Genomic DNA, 16,389 nt, shown 5'->3' on the forward strand with positions numbered 1-16,389 from the left:
TCCAGTCCGGGCGCGAGGGCGGCCGGGATTTTCCGGCCGCTCGACGTCGTGAACCGTTCGGTGAATTTTGATTTGGGGGCATTGCCCGTGAAACGTTCGATCTTCCTGATTTCCGTCAGCGCGCTGGCGCTGCAGACCGTTTCGGCCTCGGCCGATTCCAACGTCGTCTATCTCGATCAGTCCGGTACCTCGCAGGACGCGACGATTACCCAGTCGCATGCCGGCTTCAATCAGGTCGGCACCGCGGCGAATCCGTTCAGTCAGTACAACGGTAGCGGCAGCGGCCGCAACACGCTGACGGTGACGCAGTCGGGCGATCACAATCGCTTCGCCGTGAGCCTGCCCGGCTTCCAATCCGGTAAACAGAACTCGGCGGAGGTTTCGCAGGCGGGCTATAATTCAAGCGTCGACCTGCAGCAGACCGGCACCAAGAACGGCGTCGCATTTCTTCCGTGGACCAACGGCCCGATCACCGACGGCATTCGCCAGGACGGCACGGCCAACGGCAGCGCGGTCACGTTGCAGCAGAACGGCAAGAACAACGTGTTCGACATCGCCCAAGGCGGTACCGGCAACCGTACCAACGCGTCGCAGAGCGGCAACAACGGCATGGTCTATGTCCGCCAGGACACCAGTCTGCCCGACACGACGCTCCGCAACCCGAAGCCTTACAAGTCGAGCGCCGGCAACAACAGTACAATCGATGTCAACCAGACCACGACGTCGGGCTGGACCTATGCTGCGGTGGCGCAGGGCGGCGGCGACGGCAATCACGTGACGATTGGACAGAACGGCTCGCTGCTCAACGCTGGCGTCAACCAGTCCGGCTCCGGCAACGTCTTCTATTCGTCGCAGACCGACAACGGCAATGCCGCCGGACAGCGCACGCTGCTCGGGCCGGATACGCCGATCAAGCAGACCGGCGACAACAACAGCTACAGCAACTTCCAGTCGGGGACCGGCAACTCGGCCAACGGGACGCAGATCGGTTCGTTCAACGTCGCCCTCAACATTCAATCGGGCAGTGTTAACGAGTTGACCGGGACGCAGAAGGGCATCGGCAACAGCGTGACGTCGAACCAAAGCGGCGCCGGCGAATATCTCCGCTATTCGCAGACATCGACTTCGTATGGAAACACCATTGTCAGTAGCCAGTCCGGCGGTGGCGACGACGCTTATCTGACCCAGAACGGCAACGGCAACAGCATCAACGGGTCGCAGTCCGGCGGCCTGCTCAACACCGTCACCGCCGAACAGACCGGCAATGGCAACACGGCCCAGTACGCACAGGTCGGCAGCCTGAACGGCCTGACGCTGACGCAGACCGGCAACGGCAACCGCTCCGTCACCAATCAGACCGGCGTGCACAACGTCATCAAGGTGACCCAGCACTGAAACAACCGTAGGCGTGTTGCGGAGAGTCACATGGCTGTGGATCAAGTCCCGCCGGTTGTTCAGTGTGAGGTCGAGGCTGCGGTCAGTGGCGGCCATGTCACGTTGCGCGGCGTCATCACTGCGGCGCGCGACGGTGGCGGCAGCTACACGCTGGCCGTCGACAAGACCGGCGCAGCCGGGACCTCGCGGATCAAACAAGCTGGCGCCTTCAGCGCCGTCGCCGAACAGCGCGTGACCGTCGGCAACGTCGTGCTCGATTACAGCACCGCCAATCGATACGCCGCCAAGCTGGACGTGTCGTTCGGCAACATCACCATTCAATGCGATCTCGATCCGGAGACAGTCAAATGACCGCATCAACGCGAGCGATGCGAACAGCCGTGCTGCGAGTAGCCGCGGCGATGCTCGGGGGCTTGGCGTTTGTCGGTACGGCATCGGCGCAGTCGGCCGATCTCTACACCGATTTTTCCGGTTATCTTGTGAACCGGGCGCAGCAGGGGGCGGTCGCCGACGGCGCGCTGCCGAGCGGCAGCCACAATACGGCGATCGTCAGCCAGACCGGCAATGCGAACTCCGCGACGTCCGACGTGCGCGGCTCGTTGAACGTGACGCTGCAGTCGCAGCTCGGCTCCGGCAATGACTCCAGTTTCACCGTCAACGGCAATCAGAACGTGCTGCACAACAGTCAGATCGGCGACAACAACAGCGCTAGGATTGACGTCACCGGCAACCGCAACGCCTACAGCAGCACCCAGATCGGCAGCAATCTCAGCTACGGCCTCAGCCAGGTCGGCAACAATGGCGGGGCCGTCATCGTACAAATGGGAGGTCATCGATGAAATACGCCGGCATTCTCGCTGCCTTCGCCTTGTGCGCCAGTGCCGCCGGGGCGGATGCGGGCAGCCTGGTTTACACCCCGACCAATCCGGCGTTCGGCGGCAGCCCGCTGAACGGGTCGTGGCAGATGCAGCAGGCGACCGCGGGCAATCACTTCAACCGCGCGGCGCCCACCAGCGGGCCGCAGCAGCTGACGCAGTCGCAGATCTTTGCCCAGCAGCTGCAGAGCCAGCTCTACGCCTCGCTCGCCAACCAGGTCACCCAGGCGATCTTCGGCACCAACGCGCAGCAGAGTGGCACCTTCACGTTCCAGGGCACCACGATCAGCTTCGCCAAAGTCGACGGTCAGACCAACATCACGATCAACGACGGTTCGACCGTCACCCAGATCAGTCTGCCGACCGTGACGCATTGACCCTGTGTTCACCTGCCGGCGTTGGCCGGAGGTTGTTTGAGGATATTTCGCGTGACACGTTATTTCAGATCGATCATTGGCCTCGCCGCAGTGGCCGCTCTGCTCGCCGGCTGCACGCGCCCCGGCCATCGCGACGCGTTCTTCGAGGAGCCGCCGGTGGTGACGCCGCCGTCGCCGACTGGTGTCAATCTCGAGACCTTGCCGCCGCCGAAGCAGAAGATCGACATCGCGATCTATCAATTCCCCGATCTCACCGGCAAGAACGAGCCCAACGACAACGTGGCGGTGTTCTCGCGTGCCGTGACCCAGGGCGGCGCCGGGCTGGCGATCGATGCGTTGAAGCGCGCCGGTGGTGGCGCCTGGTTCCGCGTCGTCGAGCGTAACGGCCTCAACGATCTGCTGCAGGAGCGGCAATTGGTGCGCGCCACCCGCCAGGAGTTCGACCGCGACCGCGCCAAGCCGCTGCCGCCGATGCGCTTCGCCGGACTTCTGATCGAGGGCGGCATCGTGGCGTTCGATGCCAACTACATGACCGGCGGCATCGGCGCCAACTATCTCGGCATCGGCGCCGACACCAAGTTTCGCCGCGACATGGTGACCGTTGCCCTGCGGGTCGCCTCGGTGCAGACCGGCGAGGTGCTGACCAGCGTCACCACCACCAAGACGGTGTACTCGGTGTCGTTGCAGGGCAACACGTACAAATACGTCGCGCTCGACAAGCTGCTGCAGATCGAAGCCGGCATCACCCGCACCGAGCCGACCCAGCTTGCTGTGCGGCAGGCGATCGACCTCGCAGTGTATTCTACCATCATGGAGGGCGCGCGCGACAAGCTGTGGCGGTTCTCCGATCCGGTGATGGAAGCCAAGTTGATCCGCGACTATCTCGACCGCGACAAGCCGCAGCCGGCGTTCATGAAGCCGTATCTCACCAAGGAGGAGCGGATCGAGGCGGAGAAGATCGATCATTCGCCGGAATGGGCGCCGCGGAGCTGACCATGGCAGCGCGGGCCAGTCTCGCCTGGTTATGGACAGTGGCACTTGCCGCGGTCGCGATCGGTGCGAGTTGCGGCGGTGCGATGGCGCAGCAGCGCGTCGCCGATGCCGGCGGCTTGGTGGTGACGGCGCGCGCCGGCGCCTCGTCGTTTGATGCGCCCGTTGCCCCGACCGCCCCATGGGCGCACGTAATCGCGCAAGCCGCGCAGGACAACGGCCTGCCGCCGGCATTCCTGACCCGCCTGCTCAATCAGGAAAGCACCATGTTCACGCTCGCGGTGAGCCGCGCCGGCGCCATGGGCATCGCCCAATTCATGCCCGGGACCGCCGCAGCGCGCGGGCTCGACGATCCGTTCGATCCATTCAAAGCGATCCCTGCTGCGGCACGCTACCTGGCCGACTTGCGCCGCCAGTTCGGCAATCTCGGCCTCGCCGCCGCCGCCTATAATGCCGGCGCCGGTCGGGTGTCGGCCTGGCTGCGCGGCAGCTCCGACCTGCCTGCCGAGACCAAGGATTACGTGCTGCGTATCACTGGCTTCAGTGCCGAGGATTGGGCCGCCAACCGGGCCGACGCGACGGCTATCACGGCAGCCGTGCCTGCCAAGCCGCCGATCACGTCGTTTGCAACGGCCGCGTCACCCCGCGCGACTGCCGCGGCGATAACGCCGACCGTCCCGCGCGCAACGTCGCGCGCCGAGGCCGGTCGCAAGGGCGCAAAGAAGCCGACCGCCGAGGCGGAGCTGTGTGCCTCGGTCGCGGCCGGCGGACGCAGCTGCATTCTGCAGACGGCGTATTGAAGCTTCAGGTCGAAGATGTCGTGCGGATCAGCCGATGCGGCCGTCATGGTATGCGGTGGCGCCTGCGCTTCGGCTTGTTGGCCCTGTTGCGGTAATAGTCACGCTCGCGTTTCAGCAACGGCGAAACGTCGCTCCGCGGCGGCGGCGTCTCGGAGAATGTCGTCACGCCCTGCTGCTTCTCGATGCAGCGGCGCAGCGCCGTGGGGTCGGTCAGCAGCGTGCAGTCATTGACCGCCCGCGGGTTAGGCGACAGTTGCGCCTGCACCGGGTCGGCGAGCATCACGGCGGCACCGACCAGCAGCATTCTCTGGAAATCAGACATCGCGTTGAAGTCCTGAGGATCTTGTCGACAGCATCGAGTACTTCGAAAATCAACAGCGGTCAGTAATATCGCACCGTCGTGCGATTGAGGGGCGCCGGAGCTGGGTGTACGACGTCAGTCGCGTACCGGACGATGCCAGTACCCGCCCTTTGACTATCGCGCTGTGGCGATACGTCGAAGGCGGACGTCCTGTTCCTCTCGGGGCAACTCTCGCATCATTGATGCTGAACCCGCAACAGGAGGTTCAGATGTCCAACCGTTTTCTCATCGCTCGCGCGGGTCCATGAGAACCAACGCTGTGCTGTTCGGTATCGGCATGATGTCGATGATCACATCAGGCTGTAGCGCGGAACGCCATAGACTTGGCGCCGGTTGCGGCGAGCTTATTCCGGCTGGAGTATCGGCTGGCGTCACCGCGATCGCGAGGCGATTTCCGGCAGGCGTCGTAGCACCATCAGAGCCTTCGCGAATCGATCGCGGCGGAGGCCGTACTGACGGAGACCTCTGATCATAAATCTACTGAAAGCAGAGCCGGGATAGACGGTGGATAGCCGTTAGAGGCCGACTATCCAAAAGTTGATACTTGCGGCATCGATTGATGCGTCACGTCCGATTTGGACGCAGTGCTAAGTCCTGAGACGCTGTGCAACGAGGGCGCCTTAACCGGGGCGGGATCATTAAGCTCCCGAAAGCACTCCGCTTATATCGAGGCATAACACTCACAACGGCCTCGTCCCTTCTTGGTCATCCGAACCTGATCGCGCTCACGGCCTCTCACAGAAGACGACTCATCATGTTCAATCATTGGCGTAACAAGAAACCGCAGCCCGAAATCGAGAACGAGCCGCAGGACGACGTCCTGCCCCGCCTGCAGGAGCTTGTCCGATTTCTCGTCAATGGAGATCACGCTCCGATAGAGGCGGCTGAGGACGAGGTCGCCAAGACTCTTCTCCCGATCGTCACCATGCTCGACGACAACCATTTTGCCTCGCTCTCTGTGCTGGCGGATATATGGGTCGCGCAGACCACGCCGCTGCTCGCCATCGCCCGGATGAATGCCGATATGCAGGACCTTGGTTGTCGCACGCAGGCGGTCGCCGGCGCGGTCAGTGAGCTCTCGTCATCGATCGCAGAGATCGGGCGTGCGACGGGGGAAGTCGCGAATGAGGCCATCGACGTCCACAACCGCGTGAACGAGAGCGTTGTGGCGGCTGATCAGGCCGTGGATTCGATTGGCCGGTCGGCCGATGCGGTAGGCGGTCTCAGCCACAAGGTCGACGCCTTGAATGGCTCGATCGAGGACATCGCAGGTATCGTGAAGGCCATCGACGCCATCGCCCGGCAGACCAATCTCCTCGCCCTCAATGCCACGATCGAGGCCGCCCGAGCCGGCGAAGCGGGCCGAGGCTTCTCGGTCGTTGCAGGTGAGGTCAAAGCTCTTTCGACGCAGACCGCGCAGGCGACCGAGGACATTCGGCAGCGGATCTTGGGGCTTCAGTCCGGAATGAAGGACATCGTGTCTGCGATGCGGGAAAGCGGCGAGACCGTCGAATCGGGATCCGCTTCCGTTCAAGGCGCCGGGACGATGATCAAGAGCATCAATGAGGCCGTCAATCGTGTCTCGCACAATATGGCAACCGTCGCAGCGGTCGTTCAGCAGCAGATGGCTGCGACGACGGAGGTTGATCAGGCGATTACCGCCACGGCAAATATGTCAAACCATGCTCTGTCGGCCATCGAACGCCTCGCCGTGACCATGGATAGGGTCGGCCAAGTGGTGCAGCCACGGCTTCGGGCTCGCGCGCAGGAAGTGGACGACCGTACGCAGGTTCAACTCGCCAGATCCGATCACGCCAGTTTCAAAAAGCGCGTGATCGACACATTGAATCGACGCGGTGAGGTGAAGGCCAGCGACCTGCCGGATCATCACGATTGCCGGTTCGGCAAGTGGTACGAGAGCCTGAAAGATCCAGCGTTGAAGAACAGTCCGGCCTACCGTCGCATCCACGACCCGCATCTGCTTGTCCACGCTGCGGGGAAAGAAGCCGTCACGCGATTCCAGGCGGGCGATTTCGAGGCCGCTGTGATCGCTGCCGACAAGATGGAAAAGGCCTCCGTGGAGGTCTTTACGGCACTGGATGAGATGGCTGTTCTCCTCGCGGCCGGGAAATCAAACGCAGCATAGCGGCGGGGATCGGCCCTCCGAGCCCACGCGGTAGCTCACGAGCACTCCTGCGACCGCGAGGTCGCGGTTCCGCCGGAACAAGCGGCGCTACGAGGACATTGAACCCGCAACAGGAGGTTCAAATGTCCAACCGATTGCGTATCGCTTCGCTCGTGTACATGATGACCAACGCCGTGCTGTTCGGCATTGGCATGGTGTCGATCATGACGATACCGGCTTTGGCGCGGAACGCCATGGACTGGGTGCCGATGGCGGTTATCGCGAGCTTCATTCTGGCTGCGCCGATTGCGTGGTGGATCGCTCCCCGCCTGCGGGCCCGCTATTGGCGCCATCGCGACGGCGACGTCATCTCCGGCCCGTCGACGGCGACGGACAATCCGTAAGCGTCTATCGACGTTCACACGTCCGCGAGCAACTTCGCGCATCAGGCCGCGGCTGGTCGCCACAGTGCCTGGTTGATTAAGATCAACCGGGCGCTGCGGTCCTGGCCCCTATCTTCGGCAGGTCGAGCGTGAACCTGGTTGGTCGCGATGAGCTTGCCTGCATTGGATTGGTTGCGCGGTTTCCCGGCCCTGGGGGAACTGCCGGAGACGGAACGAACCTCGCTTGCGCAGGCAGCCATGGCTATGAGCCTGCCTGCCGGCGCTTCGGTGTTCGCGCCGGACCAACCCTGCGGCATGTTCATCCTGGTGTGCCGCGGCACGGTCCGCGTGTTTCAGCTCGATCCGGCCGGCAACGAGATCGTGCTGTACCGGCTCGGCCCGGGAAGCATCTGCATTCTCACCACCTTGGCGCTGCTCGCCTCGGACAGCTACAGCGCATTCGCGGTGACCGAAAGCCCGGTGGAAGCGGTGGGCCTGCCCGCTGCGACCTTCCACGACCTGATGGGCCGCTCGGCGCAATTCCGCAGTTTCGTATTCAATGCCCAGGCGGCACGGATGGCGGATCTGATGGCGGTGATCCAAAACGTGGCGTTCGCCTCGATCGAGACGCGGCTGGCCTCACGCCTGCTGGCACTTGCGGCGGATGGCCGCGAATTGTCGATCACCCACGCCCAACTGGCCGCCGAGATCGGCTCGGCGCGCGAAGTCGTCAGCCGTCATCTCAAGACGTTCGAGCGCCGCGGCTGGGTCAGCCTCGGACGCGGACGTGTCGAACTGCGCAATGCCGCCCCGCTGCGGGCTGCCGCGCAAGCCGCCCGCTGAACCTCTATTCGCAGATTTTCGACCGATCCTTCGTCGCCGGTGACTTGGTCACAGACCGTGATGGTGGCCCGCCCTAGAACGAGCGTGTCACTCAACCGAGCGAGGGGAAACGAAGATGACTGTGAACATGGGAATGATCGACCGTCTGCTGCGCGCCATCGTCGGCGCCGGCCTGATCTACTGGGCGCTGACCGGCGGTCCGATCTGGGCCTGGATCGGCGTCGTCCCGCTGCTGACCGCGGGCATCGGCTTCTGCCCGGCCTACACGCTGCTCGGCATCAAGACCTGCTCGACCAAGTCTTGACGTCACTACCCAAGTGTGGCTCTCGGGGCGGCGCAGCCCGCTCCCGGGAGTTGCCTTTGTTGAATAGGTGAAACCATGCACAAGAACTGGATCGATCTGACGGGCGAGTTGTCGGTGGCGCTGCGCGAAGTCCGCACCGGCGCGCCGGACGTCATGAAGGGCTTCTCGGCGATCGCCCAGGCCGCGCTCAAGGCCAATGCGCTCGATACCAAGACCAAGGAGCTTATCGCTCTGGCGATCTCCGTGGCGACGCGGTGCGACGGCTGCATCGGCTTCCACGCTGAAGCTGCGGTGAAGCACGGCGCGACCCGCGACGAGGTGATGGAGACGATGGGCATGGCGATCTACATGGGCGCTGGCCCGAGCGTGATGTATGCCGCCCAGGCGGTCGAGGCTTACGATCAGTTCGTCAAGAAGAAGGCCGCAGCGGCTTCGCCTGCGGAGTAACCGCCAACCGCGCGCGGCCCTTCAATTCCGCTCTGCGGTAGGGAATTTCACGCAAGGCGGCCGCTCCGTCGCGCGCCTTGCGTCGCCGCCCGCGCTGCGTCATATGGTCGGGTCCTGTCTCAGAGATCCGACCATGGCGCACCCCATCCAAGAAGTTCTGCAAGCCTTTTCCGCCGGCGAAATTGTCGTCGTCACCGATGACGACGATCGTGAGGGAGAAGGCGATCTGGTGGTCGCCGCCTCGCTGTGCACCGCGGAGAAGATGGCGTTCATCATCCGCCACACCTCGGGCATCGTCTGCGCGCCGATCACCATGGACGATGCGCGGCGACTGCGGCTCGACCCGATGGTGGCACACAACGACAGCAACCATACCACCGCGTTCACGGTCTCGATCGACTACAAGCCGGACAACGGCACCGGCATCTCGGCGGACGAGCGCGCCTCGTGCTGCCGCGCGCTGGCCAATCCGAACGCCGGCGCCAACGACTTCGCCCGGCCCGGCCACATCTTCCCGCTGATCGCGCGCGAGGGCGGCGTGCTGCTCCGTTCCGGCCACACCGAGGCCGCGGTTGACCTCTGCAAGCTCGCCGGGCTGCCGCCGGTCGGCGTCATCAGCGAACTGATGAACGACGACGGCACCGTCACCAAGGGTGCGCAGGTCGTCGAGTTTGCCAAGAAGCACAATCTCAAGCTGGTCACGATCGCGGATCTGATTTCGTACCGTCAGGCGCGCGAGAAGCTGATCGAGCGCGTCGCGACGTTTCCGATCGACAGTCCGATCGGGCCGATGCAGGGGTATGCTTACCGCTCGCCGTTCGACGAGATCGCCCATGTGGCCTGCGTCTACAATGGGATCGGCGACGGCAAGAATGTGCTGACCCGGTTCCACAAGCCGAACATCGTCAAGGAGCTGTTCACTGGGGCTCGGCGGATGCAGGCCGTGCTCGACCATTTCAAGGCGAACGGTTCCGGCGTGCTGATCTATCTGCGCGACGGCGCTGCGGGTGTGCCGGTCGCTCCGCTCGACGAGCAGAAGACCGCCGAAGCCGACCGGCATCGGCAATGGCGCGAGATCGGCGTTGGTGCGCAGATCCTGCGTGATCTCGGCGTGACGTCGATCCGTCATCTCACCACGTCGCAGATCGACTACAAGGGCCTGTCCGGTTTCGGCATCGAAATCGTCGGCAACGAGCACCTTGAAGGCACCTGACCGAGGTCTTACCCTCCCCATCAACGTCGCCCGATGCGGCAAGGTCTGAAAGGACAATCGATGAGCGTGCGCGCGCAAACCAAGGACAAGCCGGCTCCGGCGAGCTTCAAGTGGGACGATCCGCTGCTGCTGGAAGACCAGCTCACCGAAGACGAGCGGATGATCCGCGATACCGCGCGCGCTTATGCTCAGGACAAACTTCTGCCCCGCGTCAATCAGGCGTATCTCGAAGAGAAGACCGATCGCGAGATCTTCAATGAGATGGGCTCGCTCGGCCTGATCGGCGTCACGCTGCCGGAAGAATACGGCTGCGCCAATGCCAGCTACGTCGCCTACGGCCTGGTGGCGCGCGAGATCGAGCGGGTCGACAGCGGCTATCGCTCGATGAACAGCGTGCAGTCGTCGCTGGTGATGTATCCGATCTACGCCTATGGCGATGAGAACCAGCGCAAGAAGTATCTGCCCAAGCTCGCCTCCGGCGAATGGGTCGGCTGCTTCGGCCTGACCGAGCCGGACGCCGGCTCTGATCCCGGCGGCATGAAGACCAAGGCGGAGAAGGTTGCCGACGGCTATCGCCTCACCGGCAGCAAGATGTGGATCTCGAACGCGCCGATCGCCGATGTGTTTGTGGTGTGGGCGAAGTCGGCCGCGCACGACAACCAGATCCGCGGCTTCATCCTCGAGAAGGGCATGAAGGGCCTGTCGGCTCCGAAGGTCGGCGGCAAGCTCTCCTTGCGCGCCTCGATCACCGGCGAGATCGTGATGGACGGCGTGGTCGTTCCGGAAGACGCGCTGCTGCCGAACGTGTCGGGCCTCAAGGGTCCGTTCGGTTGCCTCAACCGCGCGCGCTACGGCATCTCCTGGGGCGCGATGGGGGCCGCGGAGGATTGCTTCCACCGCGCCCGGCAGTACACGCTCGACCGTAAGCAGTTCAATCGTCCGCTGGCTGCGACCCAGCTGGTGCAGAAGAAGCTCGCCGACATGGAGACCGAGATCACCCTCGGCCTGCAGGCCAGCTTGCGCGTCGGCCGGTTGATGGACGAGGGCAAGATGGCCCCGGAGATGATCTCGATCGTCAAGCGCAACAATTGCGGCAAGGCGCTGGACATCGCCCGCATGGCCCGCGACATGCACGGCGGCAACGGCATCCAGATCGAGTACCACGTGATGCGCCACGCCCAGAACCTCGAGACGGTGAACACCTACGAGGGCACCCACGACGTGCACGCGCTGATCCTCGGCCGCGCCATCACTGGGCTGCAGGCATTCGCGTAGGACGGGGCGTAAGTCCGCGCCCACTGTTTCCCGCTCTGCCGTCATCGCCCACGTAGGCGGGCGACCCAGTATCCCAGAGCGTCCGCTATATGCGATGGCGGTGAGTACTGGATCCCCCGCATATGCGGGGGATGACTTTCCGGGTAAGTTGGTAAGAACCAATAACAATCAAATTTGGTTGGAAACGCCATGAGCGACGAGAATCGCCCCGAGGACGACGTTCCGTTCAATCGCGAGTTCGGATTGCAGCCGGGCGTCGTCGAGGAAATCCGTCCCGGCCTGCGCCGCGTGTTGTGCAACAACCCGTCGCCGTTCACCTTCACCGGCACCGTCAGCTACATCGTCGGCCGGGGCAAGGTGGCGATCATCGATCCGGGTCCTGCGGACGAGGCCCATGCCAATGCGCTGCTGGACGCCGTCAAAGGCGAGACCGTCACGCACATCCTGGTTACCCACACCCACAAGGACCATTCGCCCGGCACGCCGCTGATCAAGCAGGCGACCGGCGCCACCGTCTATGCCGAAGGGCCGCATCGGGCGTCGCGGCCGTATTTCGAGAGCGAGACGGTGTCGACCGAGTCCGGCGCCGACCGCAACTTCAAGCCGGACGTCGAAATCCGCGACGGCGACATGATCGAAGGCGACGGCTGGACCATCGAGTCGGTGGCGACGCCCGGCCACACCGCCAACCACATGGCGTTCGCATGGCGCGAGGGTGATGCGCTGTTCGTCGGCGATCATATCATGGGTTGGTCGACTACCATCGTGGCGCCGCCGGACGGCTCGATGCCGGACTACATGGCGTCGCTCGACCGGCTGATCGGCCGCGATGAGCAGCTCTATCTCTCCGGTCACGGCGCCGAGATCCCCGAGGGCCCGCGCTACTCGCGGTTCCTGAAGCGGCACCGGCTGGCGCGGGAAGCTTCGATCCTGCATCGCCTCGGCAAGGGCGAGACCGATATCCCCAGCATGGTGCGGGCGATCTATATCGGCATCGACCCGCGGCTCGTCAGCGCCGCCGGTTACTCGGTGCTGGCGCATCTGGAAGATCTGGTCATGCGCGGTGTTGTCGCCACCGAGGGCGACCCGGTGATCAGCGGTCGCTACCGCCTCGCCGGCTAGCGTCGCCCTTTGCTTAAAGCTTGTAGGCGGTGCGGAAGCCTCCCCAGTGCCGGCCACGTACGCGCACCGGCACGTCGATCTCGCGCATCATCACGGTCTGGCCGCCGCCCATGTCACGGGCGTAGCTCTGGATCAGGAACGAGCGGGTATTGCGTCCTGCGGCAAGCCCGGCCGGGTCGTTGAATATCCGGCGATTACGTGAATTGGCGGTGTTGAAGGCGACATCCCCCGGCCGCTGCGGCTGCGAATACAGCTTGTTGTGCACCGGCAGATAGCCGTTACGGTCGATCATCACGCAGAACGCCATCCGTGGATCCTTGGCCAGGAAGCTTTCCTGGAACGGCGGCAACGCGCGGTCGGCCCAATCGAGGTATTGCGTGCGGTATTGCTTCGGATCGGTGCCGGCGATCTCGACGTAGTTTTCGTCGAACATCTGCTCCAGCGTCAGCGCGCCGGACGCAATGCCGCGTTCGAAGATCTTCGCAAGTTCATGCCCGGCCTCGATCGCGCGGGTGACGAACTCGGTGTTCTCGTCGCGGATCGCCCACAGCCGGTCCTCGATCCGCTCCTGCAGGCCCGCGTCGGGCGCGACGAAGCGCGCCAGGGCGCCGGCCTTGCCCTGCTCGGCGATGCGGACGCGGCAGGCGCCGATGTCCTGAAGCTCAGCGGCCAGTTGTTGGCCGGTCGCCAGCGTGTCGGTGGCCGGGCCGCTGATCAGCACGCCTTCCATCGAGATCTCGTACACCGGCGCGGTGATCCTGCCGCGCGGGGTGTCGAGATTGATCTGCAGATGGCACGGCAGCTTCTCGCGCCGCCGAACATCCTCGCGGTCGCCGAGCTTGAGCAGAACTGCGGTACGCGCCCGCAGCTTGTCGGCGAAGTTGGTAACGTTCTGGCCGGCGCGGGCGACCTCGTCGCCGTGCTGTTCGGCTTCGCGGGTGGCGCTGTCGATTTCTGCGGCGCTGTCGCCGACCGAGGCGATGAAGGTCGAGGCCGAGGTGGCGTTGCCGGCGATGTCGCCGGTGGTGGCGTTCTGCTCGGCCACCGCGCCGTTGACGGTGTCGAACACCGGCCTGATCGCCGCGATCGCGCTGGTGATGCGATGGACGGCATCGGCCGAACTGGAGGCATCCCGCTGCAACGCGTCGATCTTGCGCTTGATCTCCTCGGTTGCCTCCTGGGTTTGCACCGCCAGCGCCTTCACCTCGGTCGCCACCACGGCAAAGCCGCGGCCGGCCGCGCCCGCGCGCGCCGCCTCGATCGTCGAGTTCAATGCCAGCAGCGTGGTCTGGCGGGCGATCTGGGAGATCAGATTGACCACGTTGCCAATCGCGGCCGACGAATCGCGCAGCCGCTCGACATTGGCCGTAGCCTCATTGGCGGCCGCGCTGGCGTCGTCGGCGAGCTGTGACGCCTGGCGGACCTGGGCGCCGATGCCGTGGGCCGAATGGGTGAATTTGTCGGCGGCCTCGGAGAACGAGCTGGCGGTCGCCTGGGCCGCGCTGGTCCGGCCGGTGAGGGCGTCGGTGCGCTCGCGGATGGTGTGCAGCGTCGCGGTGGTCGACTGCACGCCGGTGGTCACGGAATGGGCGGCGCGTTCGAGCTGCCGAATCAGCGAGCCGAGCTCCAACTCCAGCAATTCGAGGATTTCGCGGGCGGAATCGGCCTCCGCGACCGTCGGTTCGGCGGCTGCCGGAGGCGAAGCTACCACGACGTTCAGGGCCGCCGTTTCCGGCGACCGCTTGCGAAATAGGCCGAACGCCATGGTTCCTCCCGCAGAACTAGAACATAGCCTGCTACTCTCGCGGCGCCCCGTGAAGTTACGGTTAAATTTTCTTTCAGTGGAATTACGGATTTCGCGCCGGACGGCGGCGGCAAGTCTTTGATTTTGGCGGATGCGCCGCTTATAACCCCGCGCCGCAGCCCGAAATTCCAACGGATCGACCCGCGAGAGAGAGCGCATGGCCGGACATTCGCAATTTAAGAACATTATGCACCGCAAGGGCCGCCAGGACGCACAGCGGTCCAAGCTGTTCAGCAAGCTCGCCCGCGAAATCACCGTCGCCGCCAAGCTCGGCACCCCCGACCCGGCGATGAACCCCCGGCTGCGGGCCGCGGTGCTGGCGGCGCGTGCGGAAAACATGCCGAAGGACAACATCGAGCGCGCGATCAAGAAGGCGATCGGCGGCGACAGCGAGAACTACGATGAGATCCGCTACGAGGGCTACGGCCCCGGCGGCGTCGCGGTGATCGTCGAAGCGCTGACCGACAACCGGAATCGTGCCGCGTCGGATATCCGCTCGTTCTTCACCAAGTCGGGCGGCAACCTCGGCGAAACCGGCTCGGTGTCGTTCATGTTCGACCGCGTCGGTATCGTCGAATACGACGCCGACAAGGCCTCGGCCGACGATATGCTCGATGCGGCGATCGAAGCCGGCGCGGACGACGTGGTGTCGTCGGAGGCCGGCCACGAGGTCTATGCCTCGCAGGAAACCTTCCGTGATGTCGCCAAGGCGCTCGAAGCCAAGTTCGGCGAGGCCCGCAAGGCGGCGGTGATCTGGAAGCCGCAGAACACGGTCGCGGTCGATGACGAGACCGGCGAGAAGCTGTTCAAGCTGATGGACGCTCTCAACGACCACGATGACGTTCAGAACGTCTACGCCAACTTCGAAGTCTCCGACGCCCTGATGGCGAAGATGGCCGGCTGATCAGGACTGCGCGGCCGCTCGGCCGCGCATCCATGACTTGTCGCTTTAAAGCACCGCGATGTTGTACTTCGCAGGCCCGACCACCGACACCACTCGCATGTAGATGGTGTTGTTGTTGTTTCCGTCCTCGTAGATGATGGTCTGGTTCGCCGGCACCGGTGGTGGCGGCGGCGGAGCCGGCGTGTAAGGCGTGTTCGGCACGCGTTGGGTGATGAGCACGCCCGCTGTTCCGGCCGGTGGCAAAGGGCCGACCGGCGCGAGAGTGGGAAAAGTCAGGCTCTCCACCGGCACTGCGTAGGCGTCAGTTTCCGCAACCCGTTTAACCTGACCGTGAGTGATAACTCGGCTCATGATGCTCTCCTATCGGCTATCTCCGATAGCGCTATGCAATCATCACAACTTTAGGTTGTAAAACACAATCCGCTCACCTCGGGTTTGCACCAGGGGCGCCGCGTTTGCCGGGGACTCTCGATGCGGCGCTGGGGAGAGCTCAGCTCAGCGCGCCGTTGCTATTTTGTTCTTAAGATTTTCGGCGCTATCACATGAACATGACCCCAGCGTCGATTCGTAGCCCGATCCGCATCCTTGGCATCGACCCCGGCCTTCGCCGCACCGGCTGGGGCGTGGTCGAGAGCGAGGGCAATCGGCTGGTCTATGTCGCGTGCGGCACGGTGGAACCGCGTGATACGTTGCCGCTGGCCGAGCGGCTGCTGGCGATCCATGACGGGCTGACAAAAGTTCTGGCTGAGCACGCGCCGGCTGAGGCCGCGGTCGAGCAGACGTTCGTCAACAAGGATGGCGCCGCGACACTGAAGCTCGGCCAGGCGCGCGGCGTCGCGATGCTGGTGCCGGCGATGCGCGGCCTCCTGGTCGCCGAATACGCGCCCAATCTTGTGAAGAAGACGGTGGTCGGCGCCGGCCATGCCGACAAGACCCAGATCCAGATGATGCTGAAGATCCTGCTGCCCAAAGCCGATCCGAAAAGCGCCGACGCCGCCGATGCGCTGGCGATCGCCATCACCCACGCCCACCACCGCGGCGCCGCGCAGCGGCTGAAGGCGGTGGGGGCGTGAGCATGCGCGGAGCAATGCCTCTCCCCGCACACAGACTGCTCCCTCTCCCGCTTGCGGGAGAGGGCAGGGGTGGGGGCGACGCGGGCACAGTGCAAGTG

At 64.3% G+C, this 16,389-nt stretch carries 19 protein-coding genes; 16 read left to right on the forward strand and 3 right to left on the reverse strand.

The window, feature by feature from the left end; genetic code table 11:
* Window positions 1-87: 87 nt before the first annotated feature.
* From DY467_RS26815 to DY467_RS22305, 6 genes are read left to right on the forward strand one after another with little or no spacing between them, the layout of a single operon-like run.
* Complete coding sequence (locus tag DY467_RS26815) at window positions 88-1,395, forward strand: curlin (protein ID WP_164639027.1); 1,308 nt, start codon at window positions 88-90, stop codon at window positions 1,393-1,395.
* Window positions 1,396-1,425: 30 nt separating this feature from the next.
* Window positions 1,426-1,746: a curli-like amyloid fiber formation chaperone CsgH gene (csgH, locus tag DY467_RS22285; protein WP_012494809.1), complete on the forward strand. Its 321-nt coding sequence runs from the start codon at window positions 1,426-1,428 to the stop codon at window positions 1,744-1,746.
* Window positions 1,716-2,234, forward strand: a complete 519-nt coding sequence (locus DY467_RS22290) for a curlin subunit CsgB (RefSeq protein ID WP_246701609.1) — start codon at window positions 1,716-1,718, stop codon at window positions 2,232-2,234. Before csgH ends, DY467_RS22290 begins: the two co-directional genes overlap by 31 nt.
* Complete coding sequence (locus DY467_RS22295; protein ID WP_107343248.1) at window positions 2,231-2,647, forward strand: curli production assembly/transport component CsgF; 417 nt, start codon at window positions 2,231-2,233, stop codon at window positions 2,645-2,647. The genes DY467_RS22290 and DY467_RS22295 overlap by 4 nt, the downstream gene beginning before the upstream one ends.
* A 51-nt stretch (window positions 2,648-2,698) precedes the next feature.
* Window positions 2,699-3,640, forward strand: coding sequence for a CsgG/HfaB family protein (locus DY467_RS22300; protein WP_107343249.1), 942 nt, complete (start codon window positions 2,699-2,701; stop codon window positions 3,638-3,640).
* Between the two features lie 2 nt (window positions 3,641-3,642).
* Window positions 3,643-4,437 (forward strand): lytic transglycosylase domain-containing protein, encoded by a 795-nt coding sequence (locus DY467_RS22305; protein WP_164639030.1) that lies wholly within the window; start codon window positions 3,643-3,645, stop codon window positions 4,435-4,437.
* Between the two features lie 43 nt (window positions 4,438-4,480).
* Here DY467_RS22305 and DY467_RS22310 read toward each other — a convergent pair whose 3' ends face one another.
* Window positions 4,481-4,759, reverse strand: coding sequence for a hypothetical protein (locus DY467_RS22310; RefSeq protein ID WP_164639032.1), 279 nt, complete (start codon window positions 4,757-4,759; stop codon window positions 4,481-4,483).
* Window positions 4,760-5,552: 793 nt separating this feature from the next.
* Between DY467_RS22310 and DY467_RS22315 the strand changes: the two genes are divergently transcribed.
* From DY467_RS22315 to DY467_RS22350, 8 genes are all read left to right on the forward strand, one after another.
* On the forward strand, window positions 5,553-6,944 hold the full coding sequence (locus DY467_RS22315) for a methyl-accepting chemotaxis protein (protein WP_164639034.1): 1,392 nt from the start codon (window positions 5,553-5,555) through the stop codon (window positions 6,942-6,944).
* Between the two features lie 122 nt (window positions 6,945-7,066).
* The gene (locus DY467_RS22320) at window positions 7,067-7,327 is read left to right on the forward strand and encodes a PH domain-containing protein (protein WP_164639036.1); all 261 of its coding nucleotides are present in this window, start codon (window positions 7,067-7,069) and stop codon (window positions 7,325-7,327) included.
* Between the two features lie 147 nt (window positions 7,328-7,474).
* Window positions 7,475-8,149: a Crp/Fnr family transcriptional regulator gene (locus tag DY467_RS22325; protein ID WP_164573897.1), complete on the forward strand. Its 675-nt coding sequence runs from the start codon at window positions 7,475-7,477 to the stop codon at window positions 8,147-8,149.
* Between the two features lie 115 nt (window positions 8,150-8,264).
* Window positions 8,265-8,453 (forward strand): YgaP family membrane protein, encoded by a 189-nt coding sequence (locus tag DY467_RS22330; RefSeq protein ID WP_107343254.1) that lies wholly within the window; start codon window positions 8,265-8,267, stop codon window positions 8,451-8,453.
* 75 nt (window positions 8,454-8,528) lie between these two features.
* On the forward strand, window positions 8,529-8,900 hold the full coding sequence (locus tag DY467_RS22335; RefSeq protein ID WP_011156656.1) for a carboxymuconolactone decarboxylase family protein: 372 nt from the start codon (window positions 8,529-8,531) through the stop codon (window positions 8,898-8,900).
* A gap of 133 nt (window positions 8,901-9,033) precedes the next feature.
* The gene (gene ribB, locus DY467_RS22340; protein ID WP_164639038.1) at window positions 9,034-10,113 is read left to right on the forward strand and encodes a 3,4-dihydroxy-2-butanone-4-phosphate synthase; all 1,080 of its coding nucleotides are present in this window, start codon (window positions 9,034-9,036) and stop codon (window positions 10,111-10,113) included.
* A 60-nt stretch (window positions 10,114-10,173) separates the two neighbouring features.
* Window positions 10,174-11,388, forward strand: a complete 1,215-nt coding sequence (locus DY467_RS22345) for an acyl-CoA dehydrogenase (RefSeq protein ID WP_107343256.1) — start codon at window positions 10,174-10,176, stop codon at window positions 11,386-11,388.
* Between the two features lie 189 nt (window positions 11,389-11,577).
* A complete protein-coding gene (locus DY467_RS22350) occupies window positions 11,578-12,510 on the forward strand; it encodes an MBL fold metallo-hydrolase (protein ID WP_164639040.1) in 933 nt (310 codons plus the stop codon).
* Between the two features lie 13 nt (window positions 12,511-12,523).
* Here the strand turns inward: DY467_RS22350 and DY467_RS22355 are convergent, their stop codons facing one another.
* Complete coding sequence (locus tag DY467_RS22355; RefSeq protein ID WP_164639041.1) at window positions 12,524-14,275, reverse strand: methyl-accepting chemotaxis protein; 1,752 nt, start codon at window positions 14,273-14,275, stop codon at window positions 12,524-12,526.
* Window positions 14,276-14,471: 196 nt separating this feature from the next.
* Here DY467_RS22355 and DY467_RS22360 point away from each other — a divergent pair, with 196 nt between their 5' ends.
* A complete protein-coding gene (locus tag DY467_RS22360) occupies window positions 14,472-15,218 on the forward strand; it encodes a YebC/PmpR family DNA-binding transcriptional regulator (RefSeq protein ID WP_164573973.1) in 747 nt (248 codons plus the stop codon).
* A 45-nt stretch (window positions 15,219-15,263) separates the two neighbouring features.
* Here DY467_RS22360 and DY467_RS26575 read toward each other — a convergent pair whose 3' ends face one another.
* Window positions 15,264-15,437: a hypothetical protein gene (locus DY467_RS26575; protein WP_234820117.1), complete on the reverse strand. Its 174-nt coding sequence runs from the start codon at window positions 15,435-15,437 to the stop codon at window positions 15,264-15,266.
* Between the two features lie 329 nt (window positions 15,438-15,766).
* Between DY467_RS26575 and ruvC the strand changes: the two genes are divergently transcribed.
* Window positions 15,767-16,291: a crossover junction endodeoxyribonuclease RuvC gene (ruvC, locus tag DY467_RS22370; protein WP_107357407.1), complete on the forward strand. Its 525-nt coding sequence runs from the start codon at window positions 15,767-15,769 to the stop codon at window positions 16,289-16,291.
* Window positions 16,292-16,389 lie beyond the last annotated feature (98 nt).

The sequence above is a fragment of the Rhodopseudomonas sp. BR0G17 genome (assembly GCF_010907025.1).
In the GTDB taxonomy this organism is placed as follows: Bacteria; Pseudomonadota; Alphaproteobacteria; order Rhizobiales; family Xanthobacteraceae; genus Rhodopseudomonas; species Rhodopseudomonas palustris_H.